The 17,319-nt window shown below is 72.8% G+C and carries 14 protein-coding genes; 11 read left to right on the forward strand and 3 right to left on the reverse strand.

The annotated features are described in order from the left end of the window. Window positions 1-23: 23 nt before the first annotated feature. The 9 genes from AB0H28_RS24050 to AB0H28_RS24090 all read left to right on the forward strand — a co-directional run bounded on the left by AB0H28_RS24050 (window position 24) and on the right by AB0H28_RS24090 (window position 10,099). Complete coding sequence (locus AB0H28_RS24050; protein ID WP_358044242.1) at window positions 24-404, forward strand: YccF domain-containing protein; 381 nt, start codon at window positions 24-26, stop codon at window positions 402-404. A 221-nt stretch (window positions 405-625) separates the two neighbouring features. Then, the gene (locus tag AB0H28_RS24055) at window positions 626-1,399 is read left to right on the forward strand and encodes an FkbM family methyltransferase (protein WP_358044244.1); all 774 of its coding nucleotides are present in this window, start codon (window positions 626-628) and stop codon (window positions 1,397-1,399) included. 222 nt (window positions 1,400-1,621) lie between these two features. After that, complete coding sequence (locus AB0H28_RS24060; RefSeq protein ID WP_358044247.1) at window positions 1,622-2,623, forward strand: LacI family DNA-binding transcriptional regulator; 1,002 nt, start codon at window positions 1,622-1,624, stop codon at window positions 2,621-2,623. A 121-nt stretch (window positions 2,624-2,744) separates the two neighbouring features. Then, the gene (locus tag AB0H28_RS24065; RefSeq protein ID WP_358044250.1) at window positions 2,745-4,424 is read left to right on the forward strand and encodes an ABC transporter substrate-binding protein; all 1,680 of its coding nucleotides are present in this window, start codon (window positions 2,745-2,747) and stop codon (window positions 4,422-4,424) included. 87 nt (window positions 4,425-4,511) lie between these two features. Beyond that, entirely contained in the window at window positions 4,512-5,639 is a 1,128-nt protein-coding gene (locus AB0H28_RS24070; protein WP_358044253.1) for an ABC transporter ATP-binding protein, read from the forward strand. Further along, window positions 5,636-6,613 (forward strand): ABC transporter permease, encoded by a 978-nt coding sequence (locus AB0H28_RS24075; RefSeq protein ID WP_358044256.1) that lies wholly within the window; start codon window positions 5,636-5,638, stop codon window positions 6,611-6,613. The genes AB0H28_RS24070 and AB0H28_RS24075 overlap by 4 nt, the downstream gene beginning before the upstream one ends. A 3-nt stretch (window positions 6,614-6,616) precedes the next feature. Beyond that, window positions 6,617-7,651 carry an ABC transporter permease gene (locus AB0H28_RS24080; protein ID WP_358044258.1) on the forward strand — a complete coding sequence of 345 codons (1,035 nt, stop codon included), beginning with the start codon at window positions 6,617-6,619 and terminating at the stop codon, window positions 7,649-7,651. After that, window positions 7,648-8,655: an ABC transporter ATP-binding protein gene (locus AB0H28_RS24085; protein WP_358044261.1), complete on the forward strand. Its 1,008-nt coding sequence runs from the start codon at window positions 7,648-7,650 to the stop codon at window positions 8,653-8,655. The genes AB0H28_RS24080 and AB0H28_RS24085 overlap by 4 nt, the downstream gene beginning before the upstream one ends. Before the next feature lie 34 nt (window positions 8,656-8,689). Beyond that, on the forward strand, window positions 8,690-10,099 hold the full coding sequence (locus AB0H28_RS24090; protein ID WP_358044264.1) for a GH1 family beta-glucosidase: 1,410 nt from the start codon (window positions 8,690-8,692) through the stop codon (window positions 10,097-10,099). A gap of 183 nt (window positions 10,100-10,282) precedes the next feature. Here AB0H28_RS24090 and AB0H28_RS24095 read toward each other — a convergent pair whose 3' ends face one another. Beyond that, window positions 10,283-11,524, reverse strand: a complete 1,242-nt coding sequence (locus AB0H28_RS24095) for an ROK family transcriptional regulator (RefSeq protein WP_358044267.1) — start codon at window positions 11,522-11,524, stop codon at window positions 10,283-10,285. A gap of 121 nt (window positions 11,525-11,645) precedes the next feature. On the opposite strand from AB0H28_RS24095, the gene AB0H28_RS24100 reads away from it, so the two are divergent. Both AB0H28_RS24100 and sthA read left to right on the forward strand, forming a co-directional pair. Next, window positions 11,646-12,998, forward strand: a complete 1,353-nt coding sequence (locus AB0H28_RS24100; RefSeq protein WP_358044269.1) for a glycosyl hydrolase family 18 protein — start codon at window positions 11,646-11,648, stop codon at window positions 12,996-12,998. A 74-nt stretch (window positions 12,999-13,072) separates the two neighbouring features. After that, entirely contained in the window at window positions 13,073-14,476 is a 1,404-nt protein-coding gene (gene sthA / locus AB0H28_RS24105; RefSeq protein ID WP_358044272.1) for a Si-specific NAD(P)(+) transhydrogenase, read from the forward strand. Window positions 14,477-14,519: 43 nt separating this feature from the next. Here sthA and AB0H28_RS24110 read toward each other — a convergent pair whose 3' ends face one another. Continuing rightward, entirely contained in the window at window positions 14,520-16,307 is a 1,788-nt protein-coding gene (locus AB0H28_RS24110; RefSeq protein WP_358044275.1) for a gamma-glutamyltransferase family protein, read from the reverse strand. A gap of 11 nt (window positions 16,308-16,318) precedes the next feature. After that, a complete protein-coding gene (locus AB0H28_RS24115) occupies window positions 16,319-17,305 on the reverse strand; it encodes an ABC transporter ATP-binding protein (RefSeq protein ID WP_358044278.1) in 987 nt (328 codons plus the stop codon). Window positions 17,306-17,319: the final 14 nt, after the last annotated feature.

Here is a 17,319-nt window from a genome sequence, read left to right on the forward strand (position 1 = left end):
CCGGCGGCGGGCACCATGGAGTGGTGATCCGCTTCCTGCTGAACGTGTTGTGGCTCGTCTTCGGCGGTGGTCTCGTCCTGGCCCTGGGCTACGGCGTGGCCGCCCTGGTCTGCTTCCTCCTCGTCGTCACCATCCCGTTCGGCGTCGCCTCGCTGCGCCTCGCCTCGTACGCGCTGTGGCCGTTCGGCCGCACGCTGGTGCCGAAGCCGGGCGCCGGGGTGCCGTCCGGGCTGGCGAACGTGCTCTGGGTGGTGCTGGCCGGCTGGTGGCTGGCCCTCTCGCACATCCTCGCCGGGGTCACCCTGTGTGTGACGATCATCGGCATCCCGTTCGGGGTGGCCAACTTCAAGCTGGTCCCGGCCGCGCTCTGGCCGCTGGGTCAGCAGGTCGTCGAGACCCCCTGATCGCGCCGCCCGGCGGCGCCCTCTCGTGACGCCTGTCGAGCTGACGCAGCCATTCGAGGAAGGGTCGCCGCTGCGGACTCCGGTTCCGCGGCGGCGACCCTTCCTGCTCGCGCATATGTCGGCCCGGCCACTTCCGCTTAAGCATCCTAGGAGGGTAGGGAGCTGGCCGGGAAGACGCGGATGCGGCACGCGCCCGACCGAGGATGGCTACCGTCGGTGGAGTGGGCAGCCGGGACAGGGTGATCGAGGCGCTCAAGGCGGATCCGGCGCTGGCCGGCCTGCGCCGGTCGCTGAACTTCTACCACGGTGACCCGGCGCGCGAGGCGGCGCTCGACGCGTTCTACGCGCCCCTGGTCCGCGCCGGCGACCTGGTGCTCGACGTCGGCGCGCACGTGGGCGACCGGCTGGCCAGTTTCCGCCGGCTCGGCGCCCGGGTGGTGGCGGTGGAACCGCAACCGCCCTGCGTCCGGGTGTTGCGCGCCCTGCACGCCGGCGACGACGCGGTGACGGTGGTGCAGGCGGCGTGCGGACGCGCGGCCGGACCGGTCCGGCTGCACGTGAACTCCGCCAACCCGACCGTCTCCACCGCCTCCCGCAGCTTCGTCCGGGCCGCCGGGCACGCGGCCGGCTGGGAGCGGGAGACCTGGGACGACGAGATCGAGGTGGCCGGCACCACACTGGACCGGCTGATCGCCGAGCACGGCGTGCCGGCGTTCGTGAAGATCGACGTGGAGGGTTTCGAGGACGCGGTGCTGGCCGGGTTGAGCCGCCCGCTGCCGGCGCTGTCGTTCGAGTTCACCACGATCGCCCGGGACCTGGCCGGACGCTGCCTGGACCGGCTGGCCGCGCTCGGCTTCACCGCGTTCACCGTGGCGCTCGGCGACGAGATGACGTTCGCCCTCCCGGGCTGGCGGTCGGCCGCGGAGGTGGCGGCGTACCTGGACGCGCTGCCGCACGCGACGAACGCCGGCGACGTGTACGCGCGGAGCCATTGACCGTCCACATCGGATTGACCGCCGACCATCGCATAGATCCTGCTCACCCCCTTGATCCGCACATCCGCTGCCCCGCCGCTTTTTTCAGGCGTCGAAATTAGCCGTGTTTTGTTACCGGCCCGTTATTGACGTGACCGGTGCCACTTCGGTTGACTGCCACGGAACCGCTACCGCAACCGGTTCCGAAACATCCCCCTCATCCCTGCGACCCGGGAGCGTCACGTGCCGATCACCATCGCCGACGTCGCCACCCGGGCCGGGGTGAGCAAGACGACCGTCTCGCGCGTACTCAACGGCAAGGGCGAGGTGCACATCCGCACCGCCGACCGGGTCCGCGCGGTGATCAGCGACCTCGGCTACGTGCCGAGCGCCCGCGCGGTCGGGCTGGCCCGCGGGCGCACCCGGGTGGTCGGCATGCTGGTGCCGGCCCTGACCTGGCCCTGGATGGGCGAGGTGCTCCAGGGCGCCGCCGACGCGGTCGAGGCCGAGGGCTACGGCATGCTGCTGTTCACCTGCACCCACGGCGACGAGTCGATGCGGCGCTTCGCCTCCCAGGTGTCCGCCAACGCCTTCGACGGCCTGCTCGTCGTCGAGCCCGAGGGCACCCTGGACTACATCACCGGGCTGCACCGCCGCGGCCTACCGGTCGTGCTCATCGACGATCGCGGTCACCAGCCCGGCTTCCCGTCGGTGCGGACCACGAACGAGGACGGCGCGCGGGCCGCCGCCGCGCACCTGCTGTCCCTCGGCCGGCGCCGGCCGCTGGTCATCACCGGCCTGCGCCGGTTCGGCTGCACCCGGGAGCGGCTCGCCGGCTTCGCCGGTGGCTACGCCGCCGCCGGCGTACCCATCGCGGCGCAGCGGGTGGTGGAGGGTGACTTCACCTTCGAGTGCGGGCGCGCGGCGGTGCTCCGGCTGCTCGCCGAGGGCGTGGCGTTCGACGCGGTCTTCGCACACAACGACCTCTCCGCCGCCGGCGCGCTGCAGGCGCTGCGCGACGCCGGCCGGCGCGTCCCGCAGGACGTGGCGGTGGTCGGTTTCGACGACCTGCCGCTGGCCGGGCACACCCACCCGCCGTTGAGTTCGGTACGCCAGCCGCTGCGCGAGATGGGCACGGCGGCGGCCCGGCTTCTCGTCGCCCACCTCACCGGCACACCGCTGACCGACACCCCGACCGTCATCCCGACCGGCTTCGCCACCCGCGCCTCCACCCGCGTCACCTGAGCGTCACCCGCCGCACCCGGCGACCACACCGGCGGGCAGCCAGCCCACCGGTGGCACCACCGCACACCCTCCATCCACCACATCCCGCCGAGGACATGCGGGACCACCGAGGGAGACCTCCATGAGAAGACGGCACCTGCTCGCCGTCGCGCTGGCCGGCGCGATGGTCACCACCACGGTCGCCGGCTGCGGCGACAGCCCGAACGCGAACAAGAAGAGCGGCCAGGCCGCGACCGTGCTGAACGTCGGCATGCCCAACGGCCCGCAGGCGGAGAACAACAACCCGTTCCTCACCACCTCGGCCGCCGCGTCGCTGGGCTACCGGTGGCAGATCTACGAGCCGCTGATGATGTGGAACCCGGTCAAGCCGGCCGAGCCGTTCAAGCCCTGGCTGGCCACCAAGGCCGAGTGGTCGGCGGACTACACGTCGGTCAAGGTGACCATCCGCGACAACGCCACCTGGTCCGACGGGCAGAAGGTCACCGCCGAGGACGTCGCGTTCACCTACAACCTGGTGAAGAAGTTCCCGGCGCTCAACGACCAGGGCGTGCCGTACACCGACGCGACCGCGAGCGGCAACGACGTCACCATCACCATGTCCAGCCCGCAGTTCGTCAACCAGCAGAAGGTGCTGTGGCGGGTGCCGATCGTGCCGAAGCACCTCTGGGAGAAGATCGCCGACCCGACCACCGACCCGGTGAAGCAGCCGGTCGGCAGCGGCCCCTACACGCTCAAGTCGTTCACCCCGGCCACCACCACGCTCACCGTGCGCGACAGCGGCTACTGGCAGGACGCGCCGAAGGTCAAGGAGCTGCGCTTCACCTCGTACACCGACAACAGCGCGCAGACCACGGCGCTGGCCAACGGCGAGTCGGAGTGGAGCTTCGTCTTCATCCCCAACTACCAGGCCGTCTTCGTGGCCAAGGACCAGAAGAACCACAAGGTGTGGGCCCCGCCGGTGCTGGGCATCCACGGCCTCTACCTGAACACCACGAAGAAGCCGTTCGACGACCCGACGCTGCGCAAGGCGATGAACATGGTCGTCGACCGGGCGGACATCTTCACCACCGCCGAGGCCGGCTACTTCCACCCCGAGGTCAAGAGCGTGACCGGCCTGCCCAGCCCGGCCGGTGACTCGTTCATCGCGCCCGAATACCAGGGGCAGGAGCACAAGGTCGACGTCGACGGCGCCAAGGCGCTGCTCACCGGCGCCGGCTACCAGCTCGACGGCAGCACGCTCAAGGACAAGACCGGCAAGCCGGTCACGATCAAGCTGACCGACCCGGCCGGCTGGTCCGACTACCAGACCAGCCTGGAGATCGTGAAGGACAACCTGTCGAAGATCGGCATCGCGGCGACCATCGACAAGGCCAACCAGGACGCCTGGTTCCGCAACGTGGAGCAGGGCAACTTCGAGGCGACGTTCCGCTGGACCGAGAGCGGCGCCACGCCGTACGACATCTACCGGACGATCATGGACGGTCGGGTGCTCAAGCCGATCGGCACCGCGTCGCCGGCCGGCAACTTCGGCCGCTTCAAGGACAAGGCGGCGACCGACGCCCTGGTCTCGTACGCCAACGCGACCGACGACGCCACCCGCACCACCGCCATGGCCACGCTGCAAAAGATCTTCGTCGAGCAGACGCCGATGATCCCGGTCGGCGCGGACAACATCGGCGGCGCGTACAGCGCGAAGAACTGGACCGGCTGGCCGGACGACTCGAACCCGTACGGCGCGCTCCAGCCCACCCAGCCCAACGCGCTGGACGTGGTGCTGCACCTCAAGCCGACCGCCGGCTGACCCGGCGCCGCGGCCCCGACCGGCCCGCCCGCCGGTCGGGGCCGCGGTCCCCGACCCCGACCCGGCAACCCCAGACAGGAATTCGGCATGACGACGACCGAGAGCGCCCCGGCGCCGGCCGACGAGGTGGTGCTGGAGGCCGTCGGCCTGACCAAGCACTTCCCGGTCCGCCGGCGGCTGCGCGACCTCATCTCCCGCACCCCGGCGGTGGTGCACGCCGTCGACGACGTCTCGATCGCGCTGCGCCGAGGCCGGGTGACCGCGCTGGTCGGCGAGTCCGGCTCCGGCAAGTCCACGGTGGCCCGGCTGCTGGCCCAGCTCTACCCACGCACCGGCGGGGACATCCGGCTGCACGGCGTCTCGACCCGGGTGCGCGGCGGGCGCCGGTTCCGGGCGTACGTGCGTCGGGTGCAGCTGATCCTCCAGGACCCGTTCGCCTCGCTGAACCCGGTGCACACGGTCCGCTACCACCTGACCCGGTCGTTGCGCATCCACGGCACCGCCGCCGCCGGCCCGGACGGGCTGGAGAAGGCGCTGGCCGACCTGCTCACCCGGGTCAGCCTCACGCCGCCGGAGCGCTATCTGGACGCGTTCCCGCACGAACTGTCCGGCGGCCAACGACAGCGTGTCGCAATCGCGCGGGCGCTCGGCACCGACCCCGAGGTGCTGCTGGCCGACGAGCCGGTGTCGATGCTCGACGTCTCGATCCGCCTCGGCGTGCTCAACCTGCTGCAGGACCTCAAGGACCGGTTCGACCTGGCCATCCTCTACATCACCCACGACATCGCCTCGGCCCGCTACTTCGCCGACGAGACGATCGTCATGTACGCGGGACGGATGGTCGAGGGCGGCGACAGCGAGACGGTCACCCAGCGGCCGGCCCACCCGTACACCCGGTTGTTGACCGACTCGGCGCCGGACCCGCAACGGATCACCGGCGCGGGCGCCGAGACCGACGCGACCGCCGAGCGGGGCCACGGGGAACCGCCGAGCCTGATCCACCCGCCCGCCGGCTGCCGGTTCCACCCGCGCTGCCCGCACGCCATGGCGCGGTGCGCGAGCGAGCTGCCGCCGCCGATCCCGGTGGACGACCGGCCGGGGCACTGGGCGGCGTGCTGGCTCTACGACCCGGCCACCGTCGCGGCCGGGAAGACCGGAACCGCCGCGGCGACCCCGACGGCCGGCGCCATCGCCGGGCAGGAGGCGACCCGATGAGGTTCCTGCTGCAACGGGTGGCGTTCTACCTGTTCACCGCGTGGGCGGCGATCACCCTCAACTTCTTCATCCCCCGGATGGTGCCGGGCGACCCGGTGCAGTCGCTGATCTCCCGCAACCAGGGCCGGATCAGCGCCGACTCGATCGCGTCGCTTCGGGTGCTGTTCGGGCTCGACTCCGACCGCAACCTGTGGCAGCAGTACGTCGCCTACTGGGGGCAACTCCTGCACGGCGACCTGGGGTTGTCGTTCACGTTCTTCCCGGCGCCGGTCTCCGAGGTGATCGGGAACAGCCTGCCCTGGACCGTCGGCCTGGTCGGTGTCACCACGATCGTCAGTTTCCTGCTCGGCACCGCGCTCGGCGTGGGCGCCGGCTGGCGACGTGGCTCGTGGATCGACGGGCTGCTGCCGGCCACCACGTTCCTCTCCTCGATCCCCTATTTCTGGCTGGGGCTGGTGGCGATCGCGTTGTTCGCCGGCCCGGGCAGCTTCTTCCCCTCCTCCGGCGGCTACGAGCCGGGGCTGGTGCCGGCGTTCGACGCCTATTTCATCCCGAGCGCGATCCAGCACAGCCTGCTGCCCGCGGCGACCATCCTGGTCTCCTCGATGAGCGGCTGGATCCTCAGCATGCGCAACATGATGGTCACCGTCGCCAGCGAGGACTACATCACCGTCGCGCACGCCAAGGGGCTCTCCGAACGGCGGGTGGCGCTGAGTTACGCCGCCCGCAACGCGCTGCTGCCCAACGTCTCCGGTTTCGCGCTGTCGCTGGGCCTCATCGTCGGCGGCACACTGCTCGTGGAGATCGTCTTCTCGTACCCGGGCCTGGGATTCCAGCTCTTCCAGGCCGTCGGCTACAAGGACTACCCGCTGATGCAGGGCATCTTCCTGATCATCACGATCTCGGTGCTGGTGGCGAACCTGCTGGCCGACGTCGCCTACCTGCTCCTCGACCCGCGGACCCGAAAGAGCTGAGCGATGACACTTTCCCCGTCCAGCATCGACCAGGTCACCCCCGGCCAGGGGGCGGTGGCCCAACCGTCGGTCCGGGCCCGACGCCGCCGGTTCCGCTTCGTCGCGAACGCCAAGGCCGCCACCGGCCTGACCATCCTCGGGGGGTACGCGCTGCTGGCGGTGATCGGGCCGTGGATCGCGCCGTACGACCCGGACGCGCGCGGCGTCGACGTGCTCCAGGCGCCGTCGACCCGGCACTGGTTCGGCACCACCCACCTCGGGCAGGACATCTTCAGCCAGATCCTGGTCGGCGCGCGCAGCGTGATGGTGGTGGGGCTGATCGCCGGCGTGCTGGCCACCATCCTGTCCATCCTGATCGGCGTGACCGCCGGCTACCTGGGTGGCGCGGCCGACGAGGGCCTGTCGGCGCTGTCCAACGTGTTCCTGGTGATCCCCGCCCTGCCGTTGATCATCATCGTGGCGTCGCTCGTCGACCAGGCCGGTGAGCTGCTGGTCGCGTTGATCATCGGGCTCACCTCGTGGGCGTGGGGGGCCCGGGTGCTGCGCGCCCAGACGCTGTCGTTGCGCCGCCGCGACTACGTCGAGGCGGCCCGGGCCACCGGCGAGCGGACCTGGCGGGTCATCGGGTTCGAGATCCTGCCGAACCTGACCGCGATCATCGCGTCCGGCTTCGTCGGCACGGTGATCTTCGCGGTGATGTCGGAGATCACCCTGGCGTTCATCGGCATCTCCTCGGTCAGCTCCTGGAACTGGGGCACCATCCTGTTCTGGGCGCAGGGCCAGCAGGCGCTCGCCCAGGGCGCGTGGTGGTGGTTCGTGCCGGCCGGGCTGGCCATCGCGCTGCTCGGCACCGCGCTCGCGCTGATCAACTTCGGCATCGACGAGTTCGTCAGTCCGCGCCTGCGCACCGGTGGCCGGACCCGGATCCGCACCGCCGACGGCCGCACGGTCCGGATGCGGGTCGGTTTCACCCCGGTGCTGGCCCCGAAGGCGGCCCCCGTCGAGATGCAGGACACCCGGAAGGACGTCACCCCATGAACGGCAAGGTGCTGGAGGTCCGTGGGCTGTGCGTCGACTACGGCATCGGCGCGGACGCGGTGCGCGCGGTCCGCGACGTCGACCTGACGCTGCACCGCGGCGAGGTGCTCGGACTGGCCGGGGAGAGCGGCAGCGGCAAGTCCACCCTGGCGTACGGGCTGACCCGGCTGCTGCCGCCGCCGGGCGTGGTCAGCGGCGGCCAGGTGATCTACCACCCGGCCGACGGCCCGCCGGTGGACGTGCTGACGCTCAGCCCGGCCCGGCTGCGCGAGTTCCGCTGGGCGCAGACGTCGATCGTGTTCCAGGGGGCGATGAACTCGCTCAACCCGGTGCACAAGGTGTCCACCCAGCTCCTCGACGTGATCCGAGCGCACGAGCCGAGCAGCACGGCGGCCGGCCGGCTGGCACGCGCGAAGGACCTGCTGCGGCTGGTCGGCATCGCCGCCGACCGGTTGGACAGCTATCCGCACCAGCTCTCCGGCGGCATGCGGCAACGGGTCATGATCGCCATGGCGCTGGCGCTGGAGCCGCAGGTGGTCATCATGGACGAGCCGACCACCGCACTCGACGTGGTGATGCAGCGGCAGTTCCTCGGCCAGCTCGCCGAGCTGCGCGAACGGCTGGGCTTCGCGGTGCTGTTCATCACTCACGACCTGTCGCTGCTGGTGGAGTTCTCCGACCGGATCGCCATCATGTACGGCGGCCGGATCGTCGAGGAGGCCCCCGCCGCCCGGCTGTACGCCGAGCCGCTGCACCCGTACACCGAGGGGTTGCTGCACTCGTTCCCGGCGCTGCACGGGCCGCGCCGCGAGCTGGCCGGTATTCCCGGCTCGCCGCCGGACCTGCGCGCCATGCCGGCCGGCTGCGCGTTCCACCCGCGCTGCCCGAAGGCGTTCGAGCCGTGCGACGAGCGGGTGCCGGTGCTGGGTCCGCCCGGCGTCGACGATCCGACGCGGGCCGTGGCGTGCTGGCTGCACCCGGCCGTCACGCCCCTGCCCCGCTGAGAAGTCCGAGCCCACCGCTACCGCGAGGAGAACCATGGACACCGACCTCAACCGCCCCGGCGTCGATCAGGCCGACCCGATCGACACGCTGCCGCCGAGCTTCCGGTGGGGGGTGGCGACGTCGTCGTACCAGATCGAGGGCGCGGTGGCTGCCGACGGCCGCACCCCGTCCATCTGGGACACCTTCTGCCGGGTCCCGGGGGCGGTGGCGAACGGCGACCACGGCGACGTGGCCTGCGACCACTACCACCGGATGCCGCAGGACGTGGCGCTCATCGCCGACCTGGGGTTGGACACCTACCGGTTCTCGGTGGCGTGGCCGCGGGTGCAGCCGGGCGGGCGCGGTCCGGCCAACGCCGCCGGGCTGGCCTTCTACGACCGGCTGGTGGACGAGCTGCTGGGCCGCGGCGTCGACCCGTGGGTGACGCTCTACCACTGGGACCTGCCGCAGGAGCTGGAGGACGCGGGCGGCTGGCCGAACCGGGACACCGCGTACCGCTTCGCCGACTACGCGGAGCTGGTCTTCGCCGCGCTCGGCGACCGGGTGCGCACCTGGACCACGCTCAACGAGCCGTGGTGCTCGGCGATGCTCGGCTACGCCTACGGCGACCACGCCCCGGGCCGGCGCGACCTAGGCGACGGCATTGCCGCCGCGCACCACCTGCTGCTCGGACACGGCCTGGCCACCCAGCGACTGCGGGCGGCGGCGCGGTCGCCGATCGAGCTGGGCCTGACCGTGAACCTGTCCACCGCCGACCCGGCCACGGACAGCGCGGCGGACCGGGACGCGGCGCGGGCCGCGGACGGGCTGGGCAACCGGCTCTACCTGGACCCGGTGCTGCGCGGCGCGTACCCGCAGGACGTGGTGGCGGACCTGGCCGCCGAGGGGGTGCGGATCCCGGTCGAGGACGGTGACCTGGAGGTGATCGCCACCCCGATCGACGTGCTCGGGGTGAACTACTACTTCGGGCAGGTGCACTCCGGGGTGGACGAGCAGGGCCGCGAGCGCGACGACGACGGCCGGCCGGTGCGCCGGGTGGTCCGCCGGGACCTGCCGCGCACCGCGATGGACTGGGAGATCGTGCCGGAGTCCTTCACCGACCTGCTGGTGCGGCTGCACCGCGACTACCCGGGCGTGCCCATGGTGATCACCGAGAACGGCGCGGCGTTCGACGACCGGCCGGACGCCGACGGGTTCGTGGCCGACGACGACCGGGTGGCCTACCTGACCGAGCACCTGCGGGCGGTGGCCCGGGCCCGGGCGGCCGGCGCGGACGTGCGCGGCTACTTCGCGTGGTCGCTGCTGGACAACTTCGAGTGGGCGTACGGCTACGACAAGCGGTTCGGCATCGTCCGGGTGGACTACGACTCGCAGCGCCGCACCCCGAAGCGCAGCGCGTTGTGGTATCGCGACACGGTGCGTCGGGTACGCGGGCAGCGCTGAGCCGACCGGGGTTGGCCGCGCGGGACTCGTCCCGGGCGGCCACCCTGTTTTTTCAGGTCTTGACACAAGAGCGGAAAAACATCCCGCTCATCCGCGTCGGCGGGCGCGGACGACCGCCGGTTCCCTTGGTCAACGACCACGCGGCCGACGCGCGGGCGCGGGACGGACCGCCGGTTCCCTTGGTCAACGACCACGCGGCCGGCGCGCGGGCGCGGGACGGACCGCCGGTTCTCGGGGCACGCCGCCGTCGCGCAGCAGCCGGGTCATCGGCAGGGTGGCCGCGCCCATCGCGACCGCGTCCGGGCCGAGCCGGCACAGCTCGATCGAGGTCTGCGCGTACGGCTGGCGCAGCGCGTGCCGCGCGGTGGCCTCACGGATCGCCGGCAGGTGCCGCTCGCCCAGGGCCAGCCCGGCCCAGCCGCCGAGCACCACCCGCTCCGGGTTGAACAGGTTCACCAGGTTCGCCACCCCGGCGCCCAGGTAGCCGACCGTCTCGTCGATCACCTTCGCGGCGGTGCGGCCGGTCGCGCGCAGCAGCTCGCCGAACGCGGTCTCCTCGTCCCTACCCGCCGCCGGGCGGCCCCGGTTGGCCTGCCGGAACCGGTCCAGCACCCCCTCCGCCCCGACGTACGCCTCCAGGCAGCCGAGGTTGCCGCAACGGCAGCGCCGGCCGCCGTACACGATCGTGGTGTGGCCCCACTCGCCGGCGCTGCTGTGCGCGCCGCGGTAGCCGACGCCGCCGGCGACCACGCAGGCGCCCACGCCGGAGCCGACCAGGGCGACCACCGCGTGCCGCACGCCGCGACCCGCGCCGAACCACATCTCGGCCTGCCCGAGCGTCTTGGCGCCGTTGTCGACGTGCACCGGGACGTCGGTGCCGGCGCGCAGCATCGCGCCGAGCGGCACGCCGTCCCAGCCGAGGGTCTGGGCGTGCACCACCGCGTCGGCGGTGTGCTCGACCGTGCCGGAGACGGCGACGCCGAAGCCGAGCACCGCGGCCGGGTCGACGCCGGCCTGCTCGGTCACCGCGGCGAGGCCGTGCCGGAGGTGGTCGGCGACCCGCGCCGGGTCGGGCTCGGCCGCGGCGATCGGGTATTCCGCCTTGGCCAGCGCGGTCATGCTCAGGTCGAACAGCTCGACCTGCACCCGGGTCTCGCCCACGTCGGCGCCGACCAGGTAGCCGTAGCCGGGCGCGACGCGCAGCAGCACTCGGGGGCGGCCCCCGTCGGACTCGACCGAGCCGGCCTCCTCGACCAGCCCCTCGGCGATCATCTCGCCGACCAGGTTGCTCACGCTGGCCAGGCTCAGCGCGGTGGACTGGCCGAGTTCGTGCCGGCTGAGCGGCCCGTCCAGCCAGATCCGGGTGAGCAGGACCGACCGGTTGGCCCGGCGCATGTCGCGCACCGTGGTGCGTCTGGCGTCCACGTCCGCCGCCGTCCTTCCCGCACTTTCACGCTCTGAACGAAGTGCTCACAGGCTACTGGACATTTACATTTAACAAAGTTAACTGATAGCCTGCGGGCCCCCATCGACGAGGAGGAATGTCATGCGACTCGGACGTCCGATGACCGCTCTGCTCGGTGGCGTCGCCATGCTCGCCGTCGCCGTGGCCCTTCCGGCCGCCGGCGGCGGGGCCACCGCCCGCGCCGCGCTGGCGGCCTGCGAGGCACCGGCCTGGGCCGAGGGCGTCACCTGGACCGCCGGCAGCCGGGCCAGCTACGCCGGCCGGCTCTACCAGGCACTGGTGACGCACACCCCGCCGCCCGGGGCCGGCTGGACGCCGGCCGCCGTGCCGGCGCTCTGGACCGACCTCGGCGCCTGCTCCACCGGCACCCCGTCACCGAGCCCGACCACCCGGCCGCCCTCGCCGACACCCACCCCCTCCCCCACCCGCACGCCCGGCCCCACCCCGACCGCCACGCCCAGCCCGAGCACGCCCGGCGGCGACACCTGCGCGCTCAGGTCCCGGCCCGCCGGCAAGGTGCTCCAGGGCTACTGGGAGAACTGGGACGGCGCGGCCAACGGCGTGCACCCCGGACTCGGCTGGATCCCGATCACCGACTCCCGGATCACCGCCCACGGCTACAACGTCGTCACCGCCGCCTTCCCGGTCATCCGCGCCGACGGCACCGTGCTCTGGGAGGACGGCATGGACGCCGGCGTCAGGGTGCCCACCCCGGCGCAGGTGTGCCAGGCCAAGTCCGCCGGGCTGACCGTGCTGCTCTCCATCGGCGGCGCCGCCGCCGGCATCGACCTCAGCTCCACCGCCGTCGCCGACCGGTTCGTCGCCACCGTCGTGCCGATCCTCAAACGGCACAACTTCGACGGCATCGACATCGACGTCGAGACCGGGCTGACCGGCGGCGGCACCATCAACCAGCTCTCGCCCTCGCAGGCCAACCTGATCCGGATCATCGACGGGGTGCTGGACCGGATGCCGGCCGGCTTCGGGCTCACCATGGCCCCGGAGACCGCGTACGTCACCGGCGGCAGCGTCACCTACGGCTCGATCTGGGGCGCCTACCTGCCGATCGTCAAGAAGTACGCGGACAACGGCCGGCTCTGGTGGCTGAACATGCAGTACTACAACGGCTCGATGTACGGCTGCGCCGGCGACTCGTACCCGGCCGGCACGGTGCAGGGATTCACGGCGCAGACGCAGTGCCTGAACAACGGACTCACCGTCCAGGGCGTCACGATCCGCGTCCCCTACGACAAGCAGGTTCCCGGCCTGCCGGCGCAGCCCGGCGCGGGCGGCGGACACCTGAGCCCGTCGTCGGTGGGCCAGGCATGGCACTCCGTGCCGGGCCTCAAGGGGCTGATGACCTGGTCGATCAACTGGGACGGGTCAAAGGGCTGGACGTTCGGCGACAACGTCCGCGCTCTGCAGGGCCGCTGAGATCCTGGGGCCCCGCGCGATCCGCGGGGCCCCACGGCTGGCGTCGGGGAGAGCTTGCTGCGAGGCTGGCCCACGTGTATGACTACGACCTGCTGGTGCTGGGCTCCGGACCGAGTGGACAGAAGGCGGCCATCGCCGCGGCGAAGCTGGGACGGCGGGTGGCCGTCGTCGACCGCCGCGACATGCTCGGTGGCGTGTGCATCAACACCGGCACCGTGCCGTCCAAGACGCTACGCGAGGCGGTCCTCTACCTGACCGGGCTGAGCCAACGTGACCTCTACGGCAGCAGCTACCGGGTCAAGGAGGACATCACGGTCGCCGACCTGGCCGCCCGCACCCAGCACGTGATCACCCGGCAGACCGACGTCATCCGCAACCAGCTCGCCCGCAACCGGATCGCGATGATCACCGGCACCGGACGGTTCGCCGACGCCCACGCCGTCTGGGTCGACGCCGGCTCCGGCCGGGAAGAGCGGGTCAGCTTCGACAAGGCGGTCATCGCCGCCGGCACCCGGCCGGCCCGCCCGGACAGCGTCGACTTCGACGAACGGACCATCGTCGACTCCGACGGCGTCATCAACCTCCAGGCCGTGCCGCGCAGCATGGTGGTGGTCGGCGCCGGCGTGATCGGCATGGAGTACGCCTCCATGTTCGCCGCGCTCGGCACGAAGGTGACGGTGGTCGAGCGCCGCGAGCGGATGCTCGACTTCTGCGACGAGGAGATCGTCGAATCCCTCAAGTACCACCTGCGGGACCTGTCGGTCACCTTCCGCTTCGGCGAGGAGGTGGCCGCCGTGGAGAAGCACCGCACCGCCGCGCTCTGCGTGCTGCGCAGCGGCAAGAAGATCGTCGCCGACACGGTGATGTACTCCGCCGGCCGGCAGGGCCAGACCGACGACCTCGCGCTGGAGGCGGCCGGCCTCACCGCCGACCACCGCGGCCGGATCGCCGTCGACGCCCACTACCGCACCTCGGTCGACAACATCTACGCCGTCGGCGACGTGATCGGCTTCCCGGCGCTGGCCTCCACCTCGATGGAGCAGGGCCGCCTCGCCGCGCAGCACGCCTGCGGGGAGCCGGCGCGGGCCATGCCGGAGCTGCAACCGATCGGCATCTACACCATCCCGGAGATCAGCTTCGTCGGGCGGACCGAGGACGAGCTGACCGACAGCTCCACCCCGTTCGAGGTGGGCATCGCCCGCTACCGCGAGCTGGCCCGGGGGCAGATCGTCGGCGACTCGTACGGGATGTTGAAACTGCTCGTCTCGCCGGCGGACGGTCGCCTGCTCGGGGTGCACGTCTTCGGCACCGGGGCCACCGAGATCATCCACATCGGGCAGGCCGTGATGGGCTGCGGCGGCACCGTCGACTACCTGCTCGACGCCGTGTTCAACTACCCGACGCTGGCCGAGGCATACAAGGTGGCGGCGCTGGACGCCGCCAACAAGATCCGCAACATCACCCGGATCGACGGCTGAGCGCGACGCTCGCCGGGCGGGTCGCGGTGCTGGTGGGGCGGGGTCAGCGGCCGGTGGCGTAGCCCTGGGCGCCCCGGGGGTTGGCGGCGGCGGACAGGACGCCGGTGCGCGGGTCGCGGGTCACCGCGCAGAGGCGGCCCAGGCTCCACGGGCCGGCGCGGCGGACGGTGTGGCCCTTCGCCCGCAGCGCGGCCAGCACGTCAGGTTCGAGACGATCCTCCACCACCAGCACGCCCGGTTCGACCTCGCGCGGATAGAACGAGGCCGGCAGGCTGGTGGTGTGCCACGCCGGGGCGTCGATCGCCGCCTGCAACTCCTGCCCGCCGGCCAGGTGACGCAGCAGGAACAGCAACTGCCACTGGTCCTGCTGGTCGCCGCCGGGCGTGCCGCAGGCCAGCACCGGCTCACCGTCGCGCAGCACCAGCGTCGGGCTCAACGTGGTGCGCGGCCGGCGCCCCGGCCGCAGCGACGACGCCAGCCCCTCCTCCAACCAGCACATCTGCAACCGGCTGCCGAGCGGGAAGCCCAACTCCGGGATGGCGGGCGAACTCTGCAACCAGCCGCCGCTCGGGGTGGCGGAAATGATGTTGCCCCACCGGTCGACGACGTCGACGTGGCAGGTGTCGCCGCGGGTCACCCCGTCCGGGCGCACCGTGGGCTCGCCGGTGGTGGGGTCCTGCGGGACGCCCCGCCGGACGGCGGGCGCGCGCAGGTGCGCCGGGAGCCGGGGCGCGGTGCCCGCCGGGCTGCCCGGACGCAGTTCCGTCGAGGCGCGGTCGCCGATCAGCGCGGCCCGACCGCGCGCGTACTCCGGTGACAACAGCGCCCCACCCGGGACGTCGGTGTCGCCGTACCACGCCTCCCGGTCCGCGAAGGCCAGCTTCAGCGCCTCGGCCTGGGCGTGGATGCCGTCGACGGTGGACGGATCGAGCACCCGGGGATCGTCGAGCGCGTCGAGCATCGCCAGCGTCTGCGGCAACACCGGGCCCTGACCCCAGAAACCCGTCTTCGCCACCGTGTGCCCGTGCCAGACGACGGTGACCGGGGCCTCCCAGCCGGCGGACCAGCCGGCCAGGTCGTCGGCGGTGAGCAGCCCGGCGTGGTCCCGGCCGCTGGAGTCCCGGAACGGGCGGCGGCTGAACTCCACCACCGCCTCGGCGACGAACCCCTCCCGCCAGGCCCGCCGGGCCGCCTCGATCTGCGCGACCCGGTCCGCGCCGGCCGCCCGACCGGCGTCGACGAGGCGGCGCAGGGTCCGGGCGTACGCCGGGTTGGTGACCATCTCCCCCGGCGCGGGCGGGCGGCCGTGGCGCAGCCACAGCCGCGCGGAGGTCGGCCAGTGCTCGGCGAACAGCGCCCGGACCCGGGCCACGGTCTCCCCGGCGGCGCCGACCAGCGGATGCCCGGCGGCGGCGTAGCCGATCGCCGGCTCCAGCACCTCGTCGAGCGGCCGGCTGCCGTGGTCGCGCAGCAACAGCAGCCAGGCGTCCACCGCGCCGGGCACCACCGCGGCCAGCGGGCCGGAGCCGGGCACCAGGTCCAGCCCGAGCGACCGGAAGTGCCCGATCGTGGCGCCGGCCGGGGCCGGCCCCTGACCGCAGAGCACCCGGGGGGCGGGATCACCGGCGGTGGCCAGGATCGCGGGCACCTCGCCCGCTGGACCGTTGAGGTGCGGCTCGACCACGTGCAGCACGAACCCGGCGGCGACCGCGGCGTCGAAGGCGTTGCCGCCCCGCTCCAGCACCCCCATCGCCGACTGGCTGGCCAGCCAGTGCGTCGAGGAGACCATGCCGAACGTGCCGCGCAGCGTCGGGCGGGTGGTGAAGGTCATCGCCGTCGATCCTACGCCGGGTCGGCGGCCTCGCGGACCAGTGGGAACAGGCAGGCGGCGTGCTGGTCGGGGCTGACCTCGACCAACGCCGGGTCGGTCTCGGCGCACTCGGCGCGGGCCTGCGGGCAGCGGGTCCGGAACCGGCAGCCGCTGGGCGGGTCCACCGGGCTCGGGATGTCGCCGGAGAGCACCGTGCGGCGGCGTTGTCGCTCGACGCGAGGGTCGGCCACCGGCACCGCCGACAACAGCGCCGCCGTGTAGGGGTGGGCCGGCCGCCGGTAGAGCCGCTCCGGCGGGCCCGTCTCCACGATGCGGCCCAGGTACATCACCGCGATCCGGTCGCTCATGTGCTCGACCGCGGCCAGGTCGTGCGCGATGAACAGGTAGGTCAGCCCCAGGTCGCGTTGCAGGTGCCGGAGCAGGTTCATGATCTGCGCCTGCACGCTCAGGTCCAGCGAGGCGATCGGCTCGTCCAGGACGATCAGATCCGGCTCGCCGGCCAGCGCCCGGGCCACCCCCACCCGCTGGCGCTGACCGCCGGACAGCTCGTGCGGGTGCCGGCCGGCGGTGTCGGCGCGCAGACCGACCAGGTCCAGCAGCTCCGCCACCCGGTCCCGGCGGGCGGCGGCGGAACCGGCCAGCCGGTGCACGTGCAGCGGCTCGGCGATGCTGTCACCGACCGTGCGGCGCGGGTCCAGGGACGCCTGCGGGTCCTGGAACACCATGGCCACGTGCCGGCGCATCCCGCGCAGCCGGCGTCGGGACAGGCTGGTCACGTCCGCGCCGGCCACCCGGACCCGGCCGGCGGTCGGGTCGACCAGCCGCAGCAGCGCCAGGCCGGCGGTCGACTTGCCGCTGCCCGACTCGCCGACCAGGCCGAGCGTCTCGCCCCGGCGCACCGCCAGGGTGACGCCGTCGACGGCGCGGACCACGCCGGCCGGGGTCGGGAAGTGCACCGCCAGGTCGTCCAGCTCGGCGACCACGTCCGCCGCCGTCACGGGGCCGCTCCCGG

Source organism: Micromonospora sp. NPDC050980 (assembly GCF_040653835.1).
Classification (GTDB): Bacteria; Actinomycetota; Actinomycetes; order Mycobacteriales; family Micromonosporaceae; genus Micromonospora.

What these genes read in the sequence shown, in the direction of transcription:
- AB0H28_RS24065 (WP_358044250.1), top strand. Translation starts at nt 2,745, where the DNA reads ATGAGAAGACGGCACCTGCTCGCCGTCGCGCTGGCCGGCGCGATGGTC.
- AB0H28_RS24070 (WP_358044253.1), top strand. Translation starts at nt 4,512, where the DNA reads ATGACGACGACCGAGAGCGCCCCGGCGCCGGCCGACGAGGTGGTGCTG.
- AB0H28_RS24075 (WP_358044256.1), top strand. Translation starts at nt 5,636, where the DNA reads ATGAGGTTCCTGCTGCAACGGGTGGCGTTCTACCTGTTCACCGCGTGG.
- AB0H28_RS24080 (WP_358044258.1), top strand. Translation starts at nt 6,617, where the DNA reads ATGACACTTTCCCCGTCCAGCATCGACCAGGTCACCCCCGGCCAGGGG.
- AB0H28_RS24085 (WP_358044261.1), top strand. Translation starts at nt 7,648, where the DNA reads ATGAACGGCAAGGTGCTGGAGGTCCGTGGGCTGTGCGTCGACTACGGC.
- AB0H28_RS24090 (WP_358044264.1), top strand. Translation starts at nt 8,690, where the DNA reads ATGGACACCGACCTCAACCGCCCCGGCGTCGATCAGGCCGACCCGATC.
- AB0H28_RS24100 (WP_358044269.1), top strand. Translation starts at nt 11,646, where the DNA reads ATGCGACTCGGACGTCCGATGACCGCTCTGCTCGGTGGCGTCGCCATG.
- AB0H28_RS24110 (WP_358044275.1), bottom strand. Translation starts at nt 16,307, where the DNA reads ATGACCTTCACCACCCGCCCGACGCTGCGCGGCACGTTCGGCATGGTC.